Genomic DNA, 17265 nt, shown 5'->3' on the forward strand with positions numbered 1-17265 from the left:
GATCTCCTGATCTTAAGCTGCGGTGCGCGGGCGGGTGTTGCGGAATTCGATGCGCTTCTGGGCCGTACCGACCTCGACGATGCGCTTCACGAAGATGCCGGGCGTGTGGATGTGGTCGGGATTGAGTTCACCGGCGGGAACCAGATGCTCGACCTCGGCCACCGTGATCTTGGCGGCGGTCGCCATCATCGGGTTAAAGTTGCGCGCGGTCTTGCGGTAGATCAGGTTGCCGGCGGTGTCGCCCTTCCAGGCGTGTACGATGGCGAGGTCGGCGAACAGGCCGCGCTCCATCAGATATTTCTCGCCGTCGAACTCCTTCACTTCCTTGCCTTCGGCGATCAGCGTGCCGACGCCGGTCTTGGTGTAGAAGGCCGGGATGCCGGCGCCACCGGCGCGGATGCGCTCGGCCAGCGTGCCCTGCGGGTTGAATTCGAGTTCCAGCTCGCCGGCGAGGAATTGCTGGGCGAACAGCTTGTTCTCGCCGACATAGGACGAGATCATCTTCTTGATCTGGCGGGTCTCAAGGAGGCGGCTGAGCCCGATGCCATCGACGCCGGCATTGTTCGAGACAACCGTCAGACCCTTGACGCCGGAGTCGCGGATCGCATCCGACAGCGACTCGGCGATGCCGCAGAGGCCGAAGCCGCCCGACATGATCATCATGTTGTCCTTGAGAACGCCCTCAAGAGCCGACTTGGCGTCGGGATAGACCTTGTTCATGCAAAAACCCTCGACTGAAGCTGCGGCCGGCAGGCGTCGCGCCCTTATTGGCGGCGATTATTAGGCGAAATCGTCCGAAGCCGTCAATGATACGGGGTTCTCCGTTCCGAGAGCCGGTGGTAGAAGCTGCCCACGCCGTGGGCAGACCCGTCCGCGGCCTTGAAAGCGACAAGAAAACCCATCAAGTTGCGGGGGTTGGGCGTGGGGGCGCGCAGGTTTCCCGCCCCGCCCTTTTGGCTCCAGCGACCAACCCGATCAGGACATGCCATTGACCATGGCCCAAGGAATGAAGCGCCTCGGGACGCCGATCGCGGCGCTGCTCGGCGTCGCGCTGATCGCCCTGATCGCGACCTCCTGGCTCATCAACCGCGAAGCGTTGCGCAAGGCGGTGGAAGCGCAGATTCGCGACGTCACCGGGCTCGAGCTCAGCGTAGCCGGCAACATCGACATTTCCGTGCTGCCGGCGAGCTACATCTCCTTCCATGACGTCGGCCTCAAGGGCGGCGGCACCGCCGACCCTGCGCTCCATGTCGACGTGCTCACCGCCAATCTCAGGCTCCTGCCGCTATTGCTGCAACGGTTCGAGATCGCCGACCTGACGCTGCTGCGGCCGCACATCCATGTCAGCCTGAAGCCGGACGGCGAGAGCAACTGGACCCCCTTCATCCAGACCATCGCACGGACGATGAAGCCCGGCGCCGACAGCCAGGTCTCGTTCTCAGAGATCAGGATCCAGGACGGCGTGCTCAACTACGAGGACGTCGCCACGCAAGCCACCGAGAAGTTCGAGGACATCGATCTGTCGCTGGCCTGGCCCTCGATCTCCCGCTCCTTTGCCGCGACCGGGCAGTTCGACTGGCGCGGCGAGCGCGTCGACGGCTCGATCAGCTTTGCCGATTTCGTCGCGGCACTTTCGGGCGACCGCTCGGGCCTGAAGGCGCGGATCGCAAGCGCGCCGCTCAAGCTCGCCTTCGACGGCAGCGTCGCCAACCGCACCAGCCCGATGATGGAGGGCACGCTCACCATCGACAGCCCGTCCTTGCGCAACGCGCTGCGCTGGGCCGGCCAGCCGCAGCCCGGCAGCGGCGGCTTCGGTCGCTTCGCGCTGAAGGCGCGCGCCAATGTCGTCGGCGCCTCGATCGCGCTGACCAACGTCAATGTCGAGCTCGACGGCAATGCCGCCGAGGGCGTGATGACCTACGCCAATAACGGCCGGCAGACGCTGCAGGCGACGCTCGCCGCCGACGCGCTCGACTTCACGCCTTATATCTCCACCTTCCGCCTGCTCGCGAGCGGCGCGCGCGACTGGAACAGGCAGCTGTTCGATCTCAACGGGCTTTCCAGCACCGACCTCGACATGCGCCTGTCGGCAGCCAGGCTGACCGTCGGCCCGACCAAACTCGGCCGCACCGCGATCGGCGCGAATTTGCGCAACGGCACGCTGGCGCTCTCGGTCGGCGAAGCGCAGGTTTATGGCGGCATCGCCAAGGGCTCGTTCGGCATCTCGCGCTCCGACAGCGTCGCCGACATCAAGGCACAATTCCAGTTCACCGACGTCGATCTCCAGGCCTGCGCCTCCGAACTGTTCGGCCTGAACAAGCTGTCCGGCCGCGGCAATATCAACGTGTCGCTGCTCGCTTCCGGCTCCAGCCCGTTCGGCCTGGTGCAGTCGCTCGACGGCACCGCCACCGTGACCGGGCATGACGGCGCGATCGCGGGCTTCAACGCCGAGCAGCTCTTGAAACGGCTGGAGCGCCGGCCGCTGTCCGGCGGCGGCAATTTCCGCAACGGCTCGACGCCCTTCGACAATCTCACGATCGCCGTGAAATTCGCCGACGGGATCGCCACCGCCGAAGACATCCGCATCGAGGGACCTTCGGCGAAGATCACGCTGACCGGCACCGCATCGGTGCCGACGCGCGAATACGACATGAAGGGTGTGGCGAGCCTCAACACAACGTCCGGCTTTCAACTGCCCTTCATGGTGCAGGGCCCGTGGGACGATCCGCTGATCTTTCCCGATCCCGAGGCCCTGATCCGCCAATCGCCTGCGGCGTCTCCCTTCCTCGATCTCTTGAAGCAGCGCATCACCGGCGGAAAGCGACAGGCGCCGGAGGGATCGCCGACGGCCGAGAACGCCAAGGAGAGCGCGAAGTCCAACTGAGGACGGCGTCCGCGACATCAGCGAATTGATCGGGGCGAATTGATGCGGCGATCGCATCGATGCCCGCGTTAAGCATCTCCTTTAGCCTGATACCCCTCGACCTAGGTCTGACAACATGCCGCTAGATCGGATAGCGGCCATGGGCTAGTGTTTTATCCGACCGGTTAAAACACCGGCGGCTTGAGGGAGAAAAACGTGAAATCCAAGGTTATTGGCGCAGTATCACTGGCGGTCGCTGCGGCCGGGCTGTTTGCAGCCGCTGCACCCGCATTTGCGCAGCAAAAGACGATTACGGTCTGGTGGGGCAAGGGCTTCTATCGCTCCGAAGACGACGCGCTGCTCGAGACGATCAAGAAGTTCGAAGCCAAGACCGGCATCAAGGTCGAATTGTCGCAGTACGCGATCCAGGACATGATTCCGAAGACGGTCGCCGCACTCGACGCCGGCACCGTGCCCGATGTCGCCTATTCCGATTCCTATGACGTGCAGGCGCAGGGCAAGTGGGCCTATGAGGGCAAGCTCGAAGACCTGACCGACGTCATGGAGCCGATCAAGGACCGGTTCGTGCAGAACACGCTGGACGCCTCGATCCTCTATAACGACGTCACCAAGAAGAAGGCCTATTACGGCTTCCCGCTGAAGCAGCAGAGCATGCATGTCGAGATCTGGAGCGACATGCTCGAGAAGGCCGGCTTCAAGGTCGCCGACATTCCGACCGACTGGGCAGGCTACTGGACGTTCTGGTGCGACAAGGTGCAGCCGGCGATCCGCAAGGCCACCGGTCAGCGCATCTACGGTGTCGGCCAGCCGATGGGCGTGGAATCCACCGACGCCTTCCAATCCTTCTACACCTTCATGGACGCCTATCACGTCAAGCTGGTCGACGACGACGGCAAGCTGCTGGTCGACGATCCCAAGGTGCGCGAGAACCTGATCAGCGCGCTGAAGGACTACACCGACACCTACATCAAGGGCTGCACCCCGCCCTCCTCCACGACCTGGAAGGATCCGGACAACAACGTCGCCTTCCACAACAAGACCATCGTGATGACCCACAACTTCACGATCTCGATCGCGGCGAAGTGGTTCGAGGATTCGCAGAACCAGGCGCTCACGCAAGAGCAGCGCGACGCCGGCAAGAAGGCCTATGAGCAGGACATCGTCACGGCGTCCTTCCCGAAGGCGCCGGATGGTTCGACCATCCGCTACCGCTCCGACGTCAAGACCGGACTGATCTTCACCGCGGCCAAGAACAAGCCCGAGGCCAAGCAGTTCATCAGCTTCCTGCTCCAGGAAGACAATGTCCGCCCCTATATCGAGGGTGCGCTCGGCCGTTGGTTCCCGGTGACGAAGGAAAGCCAGGCCAGCCCGTTCTGGCAGGCCGACAAGCATCGCAAGGCGGTCTATAATCAGTTCACCGGCGGTACCGCGCCGTTCGACTTCACCAAGAACTGGAAGTTCACGATTCTCAACAACGAGAACATCTGGGCCAAGGCGATGAACCGGGTTGTCAGCGAGAAGGTCCCGGTCGACAAGGCCGTCGACGAGATGATCGCCCGCATCAAGCAGGTTGCAGGTTGAGTTCTCTTTCTTCCTCTCCCCGCTAGCGCGGGGAGAGGCAAAACGCTAACACCGGCCGCCTCGTGCGGCCGGAAGTCCTTTCAAAGAGTCCTGAAGAATGGCGATCACGCTCTCTGGCGATCAGTCGATCCCCGCCCCACCCCTGTCGCAGCGGCTGACCCCGGCGCAGGTCTGGGGCATCGTGCTGCTCGCGCCCTATCTGCTCGTTTTCCTCGCCTTCGTCGTCTACCCCGTCTGCTACGGGCTGTGGCTGGCGCGGGCCCCGTCCAACTATGTCGCGCTCTATAATGACCCGATCTTCGCGCGCGCTGCGGTCAACACGCTGATCTTCCTGGTCATCGGCATCAACATCAAGATGCTGATCGCGCTGTTCCTGTCCGGCTTCTTTGCCATGCAGCGCACCTGGATCAAATGGCTCTCGGTGATCTTCATCCTGCCCTGGGCGGTGCCGTCGATCCCGACCATCCTGTCGGTGCGCTTCATGCTCAACCCCGAATGGGGCGTGATCAACCACCTGATCTTCTCCTTCACCGGCGATGACGGCCCGAACTGGCTGAACGACCCGACAGTGGCGCTGAGCATGGCGATCGGCGTCCACATCTGGAAGTCGCTGCCGTTCTGGACGCTGATCCTGATCACCGGGCGCCTCGCGATCTCGCACGATCTGTTCGAGGCCGCCGAGGTCGACGGCGCCAGCTGGTGGCAGAAATTCCGCTTCATCACCTGGCCGTCGATGCAGACGCTCTATATCACCTGCACGCTGCTCTCGATGATCTGGACGCTCGGTGACTTCAACAGCGTCTATCTGCTCACCGGCGGCGGCCCGGCCGACCTCACGCACGTGCTGTCGACGCTCGGTATCCGCTATCTCCGGCTCGACCAGCTCTCACTCGCGATGGCCTCCATCGTCTGCGCGATGCCGTTCGTCCTGCCGCTCGTGTATTTCATGATGAAACGGTTGTCGCGATGAAGCTTCCCTCTCTCCGTGACGTCGCGACGGAAGCGCGGCTGCTGCTGATCGGCATTCCCGTCTTCCTGTGGACGATGATCCCGATCTACCACATGTTCCTGTTCGCGATCTCTCCGAAGGAGGACGCGTTCTCGGGCAAGCTGTGGCCGGACCATCCGACGCTGCACAACTTCGAGATCGTGTTCAAGCAGCAGCACTACTTCCTGCGCGACTTCTACGTCCAGTTCTGGAATTCGACGTTGATCGCAGCTGCGGTCGGCGCGCTGACGCTGTTCATCGCCACGGCCGCAGCGTTCTCGATCTCGCGGCTGAAGGTGCCGGGCGGGCGCATGGTGCTGAACCTCGCGCTGTTCACCTATTTCATCCCTGCGGCGTTCCTCGCGGTGCCGATGTACCGCACCATGGGCAATTACGGCCTGCTCAACAATCACTGGGCGCTGATCCTGGCGATGGTGACGATCGCCAGTCCTTACGCGATCTGGGTGCTCAAGCAGGCCTCCGACAAGCTGCCGGTCGAGCTGGATGAAGCCGCGGTGATGGACGGCGCCACCACGCTGCAGATCTTCCGCCTGGTCTATCTGCCGCTGATGATGCCTTCACTGGTCGCGATCGGCACCTATGCGGTGCTGCTGGCCTGGAACGAATATCTCTACGCGTTCCTGCTGCTCTCGAACGATCGCGAGATCACGCTTCCCGTCGCGCTCGGCAACTTCCTCGCCGCCGACGATTCGCCCTGGGAGCTGCTGATGACCACCGGCTTCATCTACGCGCTGCCGCCGGCCGCGGTCTACTACGCCTTCCGCCGCTACATGGTGGGCGGGCTGACAGCGGGCGCCGTGAAGTCCTGAACTTCGGCTGCGCGCTGCCCCCGGCGAGGGATGGCAGCGCGCTAGATGTCCTCAGGCCGCCTTGCGTACGGTCTGCAGAAACTCCGCGACGGCTTTCTTGAGCGCGCGCGCCTGATCCTGCAATGCCGAGGCCGCCGAGAGCGTGGCTTCGGCGCCGGCGTCGGTCTCTCCGGCCACGGTGCGAACCGCGCCGACCTGGTCGGTCACCGCCGCCGTGCCATTCGCCGCCTGCTCGACATTGCGGGCGATCTCGCTGGTCGCAGCGCCCTGCTCCTCGACCGCCGAGGCAATCGTGGTCGCGATCTCCGTCATCTCGGCGATGGTCTTTCCGATCTGGCCGATCGCGGCGACGGACTGTCCGGTCGAGCCCTGGATCTCGGCGACGAGCCCGGCGATCTCCTCGGTGGCGCGCGCGGTCTGCGTTGCAAGGCTCTTCACCTCGTTTGCGACCACGGCAAAACCCTTGCCGGCATCGCCGGCACGCGCAGACTCGATCGTGGCGTTGAGAGCCAGCAGATTGGTCTGGCTCGCGATCGCCTGGATCAGCTGAACCACTGTGCCGATCCGCTCGGCGGAATCCGACAGCGCGCGCATCAGCGCCTCGGTGCGGGAGGCCTCTTCCTTGGCCTGGTCCGACACCGATACGGAGCGGGCGACCTGGCTCGAAATCTCCTTGATCGAGGCGGCGAGTTGATGGGTCGCGGCCGCAACGGTCTGCACATTCGAGGAGGCCTGGGCCGATGTCGAGGCGACCTGCTCGGCGAGCGAGCGGCCGCGCTCGGCGACGCGGGCGAGACTCTGGGCGCTATGCCCCATCTCCTCGGCGCGGCTCGAGACGCCGCCAATGACGCCCTCCATGCCGCTGTCGAAGCGATCGGCAAGCTGAGCCATCATCGATGCACGTTCCGTCTCGGCTGCGGCGCGCTGCGCGGCAGCGCCCTGCTCCATGCGCCGGACGGTCTGAGCGTTCTGGCGGAACACTTCGACGGCTTCGGCCATATGGCCGATTTCGTCGCCGCGCTCGCCGCCCGGGATCGCCTCATCGAGCTCGCCCTTCGCGAGGCTCTGCATGCGCAGGGTCATCTGGCCGATCGGCCGCGACACGCTGCGCCCGAGCAGCCAGGCCAAGAGTGCCCCCAAAGCGAGTGCAGATGCCGCGACGGTGAACACGAGATTGCGCGTATGCTCGACCGATTCCGCCGTGAGCCGGCTCTGCTCGGTGCGCACCGCACCGAGAGCCTTGCTGATCTCGGCGGCCTTGGCGTCGATTGCACCGCTGGATTTGACGAGGTCGGCTTGTGCCTTGCGCAGCTCGCCCATCGCCGCAGAAAGCTCCGTCAGCGTCGCCGATTGGTCGGCCAGCACCTTCTTCAAGGCCGTAATCAGACTCTTCAATCGCGGCGCCTCGACAGCGGCGATCTCCGCCTCACTGTCGGCAATCGCGGCCTGCGCGTAGCCGATCGTCAGCGAGACGTCGTCGGCATCGACCTGGGCCTGGGTGATGGTGAAACGCAGCATCGCGACGCGCATCGCATCCACGGTGCCGGCAAGACGCAGCGGCTGGAGCAGGCGCTCGGGCTGGTTGGCGAGCGTCACATTGATCGCACCGACATCGAGGCCCGCCGAGGCACCGAGCGATTCGCCCTTGGTGCTGGCAATGCGCAGACGATCAACGGCACCGGCGACCGCCGTGAAGGATTTCCGGTAGGTCCCAAGCGCATCCACCAGCGCGCTTCGACCAGAGGCAATCGCCGGCAGACGCGCAAATTGCTGATCGACCTGATCAAACGTAGCGCCGAAATTGTCGATCGCCTTCATGGCGCTGTCGCGGTCGCCGAGATTGCGCGTGCGGATGAATTTCTCGACGGTGACGTTGGCCGAGAGCAGCGCGGCGTGCACCCTCGCCATGCCGGCATCGCCATCGGCGCTGGTGACGAGCTCGCCGACGGTGCCGCCGATCTCAGCCAGCCGCAACACGGCGAGCAGTGCCAATACGCAGAGAAAGCCCAGGACCAGCGCGAAGCCGCCGAAGATGCGTGGGCGGATGCCGATGCGCGACAGAAGCAATGTCAGGTTCATGATTTTTTCCGGAGAATTACGGCGTAGCCCGGATCCGGGCGAGCAGATCCTTGCCGAAGCGCTTCTCGAATTCGGGCTCCAATGGCTTCACGGCATCGATGAAGGGCTGGCGGTCGACCTTCTCGGTGATCTCCATGCCGCCCTTGCGAAGCTCCTCGATCTTCTTCGCCTCTTCCGCGACGCCACTCTTCCAGGTCGCCTCCGCGCCGGCCTTTGCTGCGGCGATGATGGCGGCCTGGTCCGCGGGCGCGAGGGCCTGGAACACTTCGCGATTGGCGACGAAAGCAATGGGGGCGAAGAAATGACCGGTGAGGCTGGCGTATTTTTGCACCTCCTCGAGATGGCTGGCGGCGATTGTCGCGACCGGGTTCTCCTGCCCATCGATGCGGCCGTCCTTCAGCGCGGAATACACCAGCGTGAACTCCATCGGCACGACCTCGGCGCCGAGCGCCTTGAAGGTCATCTGATAGACCTCGTTCGGCAGGACACGGATCTTCAACCCCTGGAGGTCGGCGGGCGAATGAATCGGTCGCTTCGAATTGGTGACATTGCGAAAGCCCTGCTTGCCGATCGCGAGCAGCACCAACCCCTTGTCGGCGAAATGCTTGGCGAACAGGGCGCCAACCGGCCCATCCGCAACCGCCTTGGCTTGCGCAGCATCGCGGAAGAGAAAGGGAACGTCGAAGACGCCGAATTCAGGAACGGCGGAGCTGACCACCGAGCCCGACAGCGTCGCCATGTCGACCACACCGCTGCGCATTGCGGCCAGGATCGCCGTCTCGCTGCCCAAGGCGTTGCCGGCCCGCGCATCCAGGATGATTCGGCCCTGCGCGACCTCGGCGAGCTTGCGGCGAAATTCGTCCGAGCCGATCTGTTGCGGCGACTGCGGCGAGCCGTTGTACACCAGCGACACCATCTGCGTCGCGGCAGCCGACGGCCGAACGGCAAGACAAAACAAGGCCAGCGCAGTGCTGGCCACACCAATATAGAATCGCTTCATCGCCCTCTTCCCCAAGCGAGGCGACGATAGCCAGATAAGCTATATGAACTGTTAACCTAGATTCCGGGCGGTGCCCAAGCGCCGCAAGTCAGCTCCTGGAACGGCTCTCCGCGCTCTTGCGCCGATACGCGAGCAGCAGCGCGATCATCGAGCCGAAGAAATAGCCGGCGGTTGCGCCCGAGATGGCGCGGCCGACGATGATGGCCACCGCGCGGTCGCCCGCATCGATCGCAGAGATCACGCTCACCGTGTACTGCAGAGTGAAAACGACGAGATTGCGGATCAGTGCGAACGCGCTGCCCGGACGGATGATTTCTCCGGTCTTGTGATCCACGTCGAACGGACGCGGCGTCAGCACGCCGAGAGGCAGAAGCACGAGGGCCGCCACGATCCACGCGACGATCGGCCATTGGGTATCCTGCTGCCCGAAGCCGATCCGCGAGACGCCCCAGACGATGAACACGATGGGGACGATCAGCGCGCGCCAGATCGCGACCTTGCGCGGCTGCATCGCCTTGATGCCCTGCCAGACGAGGTAAGCGAGCAGGATCCAGACCCAGGGCGGCGTATGGATCAGGATCTGATAGGCGAACATCATGACGACCTCCGGATCACAGCGGTGCTGCGCTCTCGCCCTGCGAGCTCGACAGCTTCGTGGCAAGCGAGGCGATGACGATGACGACCGCGATCAGGGCGATCACCAGCGTGCAGATCGCATTGATCTCGGGCTTCACACCCAGCCGCACCTCGGAATAGATCCGGATCGGCAGCGTCGCCGAGCCGGGCCCCGTGGTGAAGCTCGCGATCACGAGATCGTCGAGCGAGAGGGTGAAGGCGAGCATCCATCCGGCGACGATCGCGGGCGCGATCAGCGGCAGCGTCACCGACAGAAAGGCCCGAACGGGCGCGCAGCCGAGGTCCATCGCCGCCTCCTCCAGCGAGCGGTCGAGCGAACCGAGGCGCGACTGAACCACGACGGCGACGAAGCACATCGTCAGCGTGGTGTGGGCGATCGTCACCGTCCAGAAGCCGCGCTCGGCGTTCAGCGCCACGAACAGCAGCAACAGCGACAATCCCGTGATCACCTCCGGCATCACCAGCGGCGCATAGAGCATGCCGGAGAACAGCGTACGGCCACGAAAGCGTTCGCCACGAGACAGCGCCACCGCGGCCAGCGTACCGATCAGCGTGGCGATGGTCGCGGACGCAACCGCGACCCGCAGGCTCATCCAGGACGCCTCGATCATGGCCCGGTCGGCAAAGAGCTCGCGATACCAGCGCAGCGACCAGCCGCCCCACACCGTCACCAGCCGCGAGGCATTGAAGGAATAGATGACGAGAATGAGGATCGGCAGATAGAGGAAGCCGAGGCCGAGCGCGAGCGAAGCGATGTTGAAGCGGGACAGGCGGGAGAATTTGCGCATCTCACCGCTCCTCCAATTGCCGCCGCTGCAGCCGCTCGTAGAGCAGCAGCGGCAGCAGCAGCACCACGAGCAGCACGATCGCCGCGCTCGAGGCGACCGGCCAATCCTTGTTGGTGAAGAATTCGAGCCACAGGGTCTGGCCGATCATCAGCGAATTGGAGCCGGCGAGAAGATCCGGGATCACGAACTCACCGACAACAGGGATGAAGCACAACAGCACGCCGGCACCGACGCCTGGCAGTGACAGCGGGAAGGTCACCAGCCAGAACACCTGCCACGACGGCGCGCCGAGGTCGCTTGCGGCTTCCTCCAGCGCCGGCTCCATCTTGGCGAGCGTGGCGTAGAGCGGCAGGATCATGAACGGCAGATAGGAATAGACGATGCCGATATACATCGCGGTATCGGTGGACAGCCACACCACCGGCTCGCTGACCAGATGCAGCGCCAGCAGGATCTGATTGAGCAGGCCGTCATGCTGGAGGATGTTGATCCAGGCATAGATGCGGATCAGGAACGAGGTCCAGAACGGCACGATCACCAGCACCATCGCCACCGCCTGCCAACGCTTCGGCAGCCGCGCCATGCCATAGGCGATGGGATAGCCGATCAGCAGCAGCAACGCGGTCGCCGTCACCGCAACGGTGAGGCTGCGCAGATAGGCGAACACATAGATGTCGTCGGAGGCGAGCAGCCTGAAATTGTCGATCGAGAGCGCGGCAAAGGCCGCGCGGATCGCGGACCACCCCGCCGTCAGGTCGAACACCGGCTCGTAAGGCGGCTGCGCGATCGCCGTCTGCGACAGGCTGATCTTCAGCACGAAGCCGAACGGCACCAGGAAGAACAGCACCATCCAGACATAGGGCGCGATCGCGGCAAAGCGCGCCGGTCGCGCGAAAATCCGGCGCGCGCTCATGACGTCAGCACCACGCAATCGTCGGGCGTGAACCAGGCGACGATCTGCTGGTTCAGGCTATGGGCATCGACATCGAGGCGCGCACTGTTGGCGACGGACGCCCGCACCATGCCGCCGGTATCGAGCTTCACCTTGTAGGTGGTGGTGCCGCCGAGATAGCAGATGTCGGCGATCACGCCATCCAGCCGGTTGATCGCGTTTTCATGACCGGCCTCGCTCACGGGACCACGACGCGACAGCTTGACCTTCTCGGGGCGGATCGCGACCGAAAACCTGCTGTCGCCGAGGGGCTGGCGCGGCTCGGCCACCACCAGCGTACCCGCATCGCGCGTGCCGACGACCAGGCGATGACCGTCGCGCAATTTGGACTCGGCGTCGAACAGATTGATGTCGCCGACGAACTCCGCGATCCAGCGCGAGCGCGGTGCCTCGTAGAGCTCGCGGGGGCCCGCGACCTGGGCGAGCTTGCCGGCGTTCATCACGCCGATTCTATCAGCCATCGTCATCGCCTCTTCCTGGTCGTGGGTGACGATGATGAAGGTCATGCCGAGCCGGCGCTGCAGCTCCATCAGCTCGCCTTGCGTGCTTTCGCGCAATTTCTTGTCGAGGGCTGCGAGCGGCTCGTCGAGCAGCAACAATTGCGGCCGCCGCGCCAGCGCGCGGGCCAGCGCGACGCGCTGGCGCTGGCCGCCCGAGAGCTGATCGGGCTTGCGCTTCTCCAGCCCGTCGAGCTTCACCAGCGCAACCATCTCGGCCACGCGCGTCGCGATATCGGCGCGCGCCATGCGTGCGCGCTTGAGGCCAAAGGCGATGTTGTCGCGGACCGAGAGATGCGGAAACAGCGCGTAGTTCTGGAACATCATGTTAATCGGGCGCTCGTGCGGCAAAGCCTGCGCGATGTCCTTGCCGCCGAGCAGGATGCGCCCTTGGTCCGGCGCCTCGAAGCCCGCGAGCATGCGCAGAAGCGTGGTCTTGCCGCAGCCGCTGGGGCCCAGCAGCGCAAAGAACTCACCGGCCTTGATGTCGAGCGACACGCCGTCGACCGCGCGGAACGTCCCGAACGTCTTGGCCACGCCCTCGATGCGCAGCAACGGCTCACCCGCGGCAGGAATCGCATCTCCAGCCGCCTTGGCCGCGGCGCCCGTTCCAGACAACTCGTCAGTCATGGTCCCTGCCAACCCCAATGCCGCCGCACGCTAGCGGCGGATCGGCCTTTGCTCAACCAGTTCGAGGCGGATCGTTCACACCCGCCATGAACGCGGCCAGCGCGTCACGGTCCGCGGCCGGCATGGTCAGGCCGAGCTTGGAGCGGCGCCACAGGACGTCCTCTGGAAAGCGCGCCCATTCGTGAGCCATGAGATAGCGCACCTCGGCGCCGGTCAGGTCCGCGCCGAAGGCCGGTCCCAGCTCCTCGCGGGTCTTCGCCTCGCCCAGCACGGCCGGTAGTCGCGAGCCGTAGGCCGCGACCAAGCGCCGGGCCTGCGTCTCGCCGAGAAAGCGCCAGCGGTGGCGCGCGAGGTCGACCTCGGTCTCGAAACGATCCCAGGCAAAATCGCCGCCGGGCAGCGCTGCGCCGGCGGTCCAGCGCGGCGACATCGGATAAAACGGCGTCAGGCGCGTCACCGCCCGCTCCGCCCGCAACCGCGAGGTGGTGACGTCGCCGCCGAACATCGTGAGCAGCGGCGCCTTGCGCCGGCGCGCGTGGAACAGCGTCGTGCCGTCGCCGCGCCGTCCGGACACGGGCGTCAGATTGACGCCGGAGACCGTGCGCACCACGTCGGTCGGGGCAACACGCTCGCGAAAATAGCGGCTCGCGGCCTCGCAGAGATAGCTGACATCGGCGCCCGGCATCGCGACGATGGCGGGATCGCCGGTGAAATCGTGCGTGACCGTGCCGACCAGCGTGAAATCACGCTCGAACGGGCTGGCAAAAATCAGCCGTCCGTCGCTGTTCTGGAACACATAGACGTTGTCGGACTCGAACAGCCTGGGCACGACGATCTGGCTCATCTGCATGGCCGCCAGGGCCGGCTGCGGCTGCCGCAGCACGGTCTCTGCGACCATCGCCGTCCAGCCGCCGGTGGCATTGGCCAGCGCGCGTGCCGTGACGACGCGGCGATGGCCGCGGTCGACCAGCGCGAGCCGCCAGGTGTCGGTCCTGTCGGCACGCACGCATCGCGCCCCGGTCAGGATCGCGGCGCCGCGCTCGGCGGCATCCAGCGCCGTGAGCACCACCAGGCGCGAATCGTCGACGACGCAATCGGCATATTCGAACGCGATGCCGAACGGCCGTTTCAGCGCGTTGCCGACCGGATGATGGGTGATGTCGAGGGTGGCCGATCCGGGCAGGCCGCCGCGGTTCGTGAGGGCGTCATAAACGTATAATCCGGCGCGCAACAGCCATGGCGGACGTTCGTCCGAATGGGCGGGGATCACAAAGCTCATCGGCCGCACCAGATGCGGTGCGATCCGAAGCCAGGTCCGGCGCTCGGCCAGCGCCCGGCGCACCCGCCAGAAGCCGCGGCGCTCCAGCACGGATAAATCGCCATGGATCAGCCGCGGTGTCGCCGATGACGCGGCACCGCCGAGATCGCCCTGCTCGATGAGAATGACCCGCAGCCCGCGCCCCGCCGCATCGCGCGCGAGATTGACGCCGTTCAGGCCGCCACCAATGATCGCGAGGTCGTAATCTGCCATGAAGCCGTCGAAGGGAGCGATGCGCCCTTCTCACTAGCCGGTCTTGAGCGCAAGCTCCATGGCCTCGACGCGGCCGACGAGGTCGGCATATTTCCCGATGGGCAGCGGCTTGCCGAGCAAATAGCCCTGCACACCGTCGCAGCCTTCCCTGGCAAGGAAAGCGAGCTGGTCGATGGTCTCGACGCCCTCGGCGATGATCGACATTTCGAGGCCGTGACCGAGGTCGATCACGGCACGGACGATCGCGGCCGATTGCGGATTGCGGCCGAGATTGATGATGAAGGCGCGGTCGATCTTGATCTTGTCGAACGGGAACGCCTGGAGATAGCTCAGCGAGGAATAGCCGCTGCCGAAATCGTCCATCGAGATACGGACGCCCAGCGCCTTCAGGCGGCGCAAGAGCGCCAGGCCGCGATCGAAGTCCTCGATCAGCACGCCTTCGGTGATTTCGAGCTCGAGCCGGCCGGGGGCAAGCCCGGTCTCGATCAGGATCGCATGGACGAGCCCGACCACGTCGCCGTGCATGAACTGAGCCGGCGACAGATTGACCGCGACCTGCAGCGGCTTCGGCCACGACGCCGCCTCGCGGCAAGCCTCGCGCAGGATCCATTCGCCCATTTCGACGATCAGGCCGCTTTCTTCCGCAATCGGGATGAATTCGGCCGGCGAGACCTGGCCGCGCACCGGATGCTGCCAGCGCGCCAGGGCCTCGAAGCCGATGATCTCGCTCTCGGCGACGCTGTCGCGCGCGATGCCCTGGGGCTGGAACGCCAGCGACAGCTCGCCGTTCTTGATCGCCTTCGACAGATCCTGGTGCAGCACGCGACGGTCGCGGATCTGCTGGTCCATCTCGGGCTGGTAGAGGCTGATGGTGCCGCGCGATTTCTGCTTGGCGCGGAACAGAGCGGCACCGGCGTTGGCGAGCAGCGCCGCACCGTCGGGACCATTGTGCGGGAAGATCGACATGCCGGTGGTGATGCCGGCACGGACGGCGCGGCCATCGATGTGGAATTCGGGCGCGAGCGCGTCGCCGAGCTGCTGCGCCAGCGCAAGACCCGCATCGGGCTGCTTGCCGTCGATGATCAGGCCAAACTCGTCGCCGGAGAGGCGCGCCACCAGGCCGCCACGTGCGGCGTCCTGGAACCGCTGGGCCACCTCGATCAGCAGCTTGTCGCCAAGCGCATGGCCGAACACGTCGTTGACTTCCTTGAGGCCGTCGAGGTCGACGCACAGGACCGCGAACTCCTCGTCGGTGCCCTCGCAGGCCTCGATCATCTGGTTCAACGCCTGGAGGAAGGCGGCGCGGTTCGGCAAATCGGTGAGGCCGTCATGATAGGCCATGTGCGCCATCCGCGACTCGGTCTGCCGGCGGTTGGTCACGTCCTCGTGGGTCTTGATCAGATATTCCGGCTGGCCGGCGTCGTTGAGCACCGTGGCGCGCCGGGTCAGGAACAGGCGCAGGCCGTCCTTGGTGGAGATCGGATGCTCCTCGGTGATCATCCCGCGCTTCTTGATCGCGGCCTCGTCGCGCGCGATGATCAGCTTGGCTTCCTTGGCATTGAAGATGTCGGAGGCGGTCAGGCCAGTGGCTTCCTCACGCCTGCGGTTGAGGATCGTCTCGGCGCTGCGGTTGGCGAGCAGATAGCGGCCGTCCTTGACCTGCTCCACGATCAGCGCCACCGGAATATTGTCGACCACCAGCTCGAGGAATTTCTTGGTGTTCTCCAGCTCCACCGACAGCGATTGCCGATCGGTGATGTCCTCGAACACCACCAGCAGGAATTCCGGCTTGTTGCTCTCGTTGCGGACCACGATGCGGATTGAGGCCACCATGCGCCGGGCCTGGTCGCGTTCGACCTCGACCTCGAATTCGTTGCGATATTGTCCCTCCGGCGCCAGCAGCGCGGCGCGGTCGGTCGCCTCGATGCTCGCCGCCGATTTCGGGCCGAACAGCTCGCGGGCATTCTTGCCGACGACCTCATCGCGCGAAAAGCCCCAGAACCGCTCATAGGCGCTGTTGGCAAAGATGTAGCGGCCGTCCTCGATGTTTTTCGCGGCCACGCAGGCCGGCACATTGTCCAGCACCGTTTCCAGGAACTGCTTGGTCGAGGCGAGCTGCCGCGACAGCTTGCGCTGCTCGCTGACGTCGAGATGGGTGGCCACGGAGCCGCCGTTCGGCAGCACGAAATACTTGACCAGGATGGCGCGGCCATCAGGCAATTCGCTGATCAGCCCGTTGGAGCTTGCCGCCTTCTCGTAGAAGTCGTCATCGGAGACGGCGAGGACCCCGCGCTGGCGCCGCAACTCGAGGATGTCGTAGCCGGTCATGCCGGTCCACAGGTCCGAGCGCGTCAGGCCGTAGATCTCGATATAGCGGTCGTTGCAGAAGATGATGCGCCGCTGCGCATCCGTCATCACCACGCCCTGGTTGAGATTGTTCATGGCGGAGGAGACGAAGGCGTTGCGTCGCAACTGCGAACGCTTGCTCCGGCGCAGCGCGGAATGGATCCACAATGCGATGGCGGCCAGGAACGCGCAGACGACGACGCCCCCGATCAGGGCTTCCCAGACCAGATTGGGATCGAGATCGCCAAGAAAGCGCGACGGACTGAAGCTGTCGGCATAGGCACGCGAAGGCGCGACCGCGCTGGCCAGGCACACGACGGCCTGCACAGCAATCGGAAGCATGCTGCCTTCCTGCCAGTTCTTCTCAGCCATCAGCCACCCGCGATTTCAACTGCGGATTGTCTGGCTTCACGGGTTTGGATCGGGTAAACGCCTGTACGCCCAACAGAAAAATGTGACGCGAAATACGGCAATTGCCCTGACATGATAAATGCTTCCTTAATGGACAACGGCCGCGCGGCCC

13 protein-coding genes are annotated in these 17265 nt (G+C 64.8%); 4 read left to right on the forward strand and 9 right to left on the reverse strand.

The window, feature by feature from the left end; genetic code table 11:
* Positions 1-12 precede the first annotated feature (12 nt).
* On the reverse strand, positions 13-720 hold the full coding sequence (locus NLM32_RS38215; RefSeq protein WP_254133840.1) for a CoA transferase subunit A: 708 nt from the start codon (positions 718-720) through the stop codon (positions 13-15).
* A gap of 274 nt (positions 721-994) precedes the next feature.
* Between NLM32_RS38215 and NLM32_RS38220 the strand changes: the two genes are divergently transcribed.
* The 4 genes from NLM32_RS38220 to NLM32_RS38235 all read left to right on the forward strand — a co-directional run bounded on the left by NLM32_RS38220 (position 995) and on the right by NLM32_RS38235 (position 6283).
* Positions 995-2884 (forward strand): AsmA family protein, encoded by a 1890-nt coding sequence (locus NLM32_RS38220; RefSeq protein WP_254133841.1) that lies wholly within the window; start codon positions 995-997, stop codon positions 2882-2884.
* Positions 2885-3079: 195 nt separating this feature from the next.
* Positions 3080-4465, forward strand: coding sequence for an ABC transporter substrate-binding protein (locus NLM32_RS38225; protein WP_254133842.1), 1386 nt, complete (start codon positions 3080-3082; stop codon positions 4463-4465).
* Positions 4466-4562: 97 nt separating this feature from the next.
* A complete protein-coding gene (locus NLM32_RS38230) occupies positions 4563-5435 on the forward strand; it encodes a carbohydrate ABC transporter permease (RefSeq protein WP_254133843.1) in 873 nt (290 codons plus the stop codon).
* Positions 5432-6283, forward strand: a complete 852-nt coding sequence (locus NLM32_RS38235) for a carbohydrate ABC transporter permease (RefSeq protein WP_254133844.1) — start codon at positions 5432-5434, stop codon at positions 6281-6283. The genes NLM32_RS38230 and NLM32_RS38235 overlap by 4 nt, the downstream gene beginning before the upstream one ends.
* A gap of 51 nt (positions 6284-6334) precedes the next feature.
* Here NLM32_RS38235 and NLM32_RS38240 read toward each other — a convergent pair whose 3' ends face one another.
* From NLM32_RS38240 to NLM32_RS38275, 8 genes are all read right to left on the reverse strand, one after another.
* Positions 6335-8362 (reverse strand): methyl-accepting chemotaxis protein, encoded by a 2028-nt coding sequence (locus NLM32_RS38240; protein WP_254133845.1) that lies wholly within the window; start codon positions 8360-8362, stop codon positions 6335-6337.
* Between the two features lie 16 nt (positions 8363-8378).
* Entirely contained in the window at positions 8379-9362 is a 984-nt protein-coding gene (locus NLM32_RS38245; RefSeq protein ID WP_375143606.1) for a TRAP transporter substrate-binding protein, read from the reverse strand.
* An 88-nt stretch (positions 9363-9450) separates the two neighbouring features.
* Positions 9451-9960, reverse strand: a complete 510-nt coding sequence (locus NLM32_RS38250) for a DUF6622 family protein (RefSeq protein ID WP_254133846.1) — start codon at positions 9958-9960, stop codon at positions 9451-9453.
* A gap of 13 nt (positions 9961-9973) precedes the next feature.
* On the reverse strand, positions 9974-10786 hold the full coding sequence (locus NLM32_RS38255) for an ABC transporter permease (protein ID WP_254133847.1): 813 nt from the start codon (positions 10784-10786) through the stop codon (positions 9974-9976).
* Between the two features lies 1 nt (position 10787).
* On the reverse strand, positions 10788-11699 hold the full coding sequence (locus NLM32_RS38260) for an ABC transporter permease (RefSeq protein WP_254133848.1): 912 nt from the start codon (positions 11697-11699) through the stop codon (positions 10788-10790).
* The gene (locus tag NLM32_RS38265) at positions 11696-12865 is read right to left on the reverse strand and encodes an ABC transporter ATP-binding protein (RefSeq protein ID WP_254133849.1); all 1170 of its coding nucleotides are present in this window, start codon (positions 12863-12865) and stop codon (positions 11696-11698) included. The genes NLM32_RS38260 and NLM32_RS38265 overlap by 4 nt, the downstream gene beginning before the upstream one ends.
* Positions 12866-12917: 52 nt before the next feature.
* Positions 12918-14396 (reverse strand): glycerol-3-phosphate dehydrogenase, encoded by a 1479-nt coding sequence (locus NLM32_RS38270; RefSeq protein ID WP_254133850.1) that lies wholly within the window; start codon positions 14394-14396, stop codon positions 12918-12920.
* A gap of 33 nt (positions 14397-14429) precedes the next feature.
* Positions 14430-17114, reverse strand: coding sequence for an EAL domain-containing protein (locus NLM32_RS38275; RefSeq protein WP_254133851.1), 2685 nt, complete (start codon positions 17112-17114; stop codon positions 14430-14432).
* Positions 17115-17265 lie beyond the last annotated feature (151 nt).

Source organism: Bradyrhizobium sp. CCGUVB14, assembly GCF_024199935.1.
Classification (GTDB): domain Bacteria; phylum Pseudomonadota; class Alphaproteobacteria; order Rhizobiales; family Xanthobacteraceae; genus Bradyrhizobium.

Coding starts and splice junctions, on each gene's coding strand:
- NLM32_RS38220 (WP_254133841.1), top strand. CDS start 995: ATGGCCCAAGGAATGAAGCGCCTCGGGACGCCGATCGCGGCGCTGCTC.
- NLM32_RS38230 (WP_254133843.1), top strand. CDS start 4,563: ATGGCGATCACGCTCTCTGGCGATCAGTCGATCCCCGCCCCACCCCTG.
- NLM32_RS38240 (WP_254133845.1), bottom strand. CDS start 8,362: ATGAACCTGACATTGCTTCTGTCGCGCATCGGCATCCGCCCACGCATC.
- NLM32_RS38235 (WP_254133844.1), top strand. CDS start 5,432: ATGAAGCTTCCCTCTCTCCGTGACGTCGCGACGGAAGCGCGGCTGCTG.
- NLM32_RS38265 (WP_254133849.1), bottom strand. CDS start 12,865: ATGACTGACGAGTTGTCTGGAACGGGCGCCGCGGCCAAGGCGGCTGGA.
- NLM32_RS38250 (WP_254133846.1), bottom strand. CDS start 9,960: ATGATGTTCGCCTATCAGATCCTGATCCATACGCCGCCCTGGGTCTGG.
- NLM32_RS38275 (WP_254133851.1), bottom strand. CDS start 17,114: ATGGCTGAGAAGAACTGGCAGGAAGGCAGCATGCTTCCGATTGCTGTG.
- NLM32_RS38270 (WP_254133850.1), bottom strand. CDS start 14,396: ATGGCAGATTACGACCTCGCGATCATTGGTGGCGGCCTGAACGGCGTC.
- NLM32_RS38255 (WP_254133847.1), bottom strand. CDS start 10,786: ATGCGCAAATTCTCCCGCCTGTCCCGCTTCAACATCGCTTCGCTCGCG.
- NLM32_RS38260 (WP_254133848.1), bottom strand. CDS start 11,699: ATGAGCGCGCGCCGGATTTTCGCGCGACCGGCGCGCTTTGCCGCGATC.
- NLM32_RS38245 (WP_375143606.1), bottom strand. CDS start 9,362: ATGAAGCGATTCTATATTGGTGTGGCCAGCACTGCGCTGGCCTTGTTT.
- NLM32_RS38215 (WP_254133840.1), bottom strand. CDS start 720: ATGAACAAGGTCTATCCCGACGCCAAGTCGGCTCTTGAGGGCGTTCTC.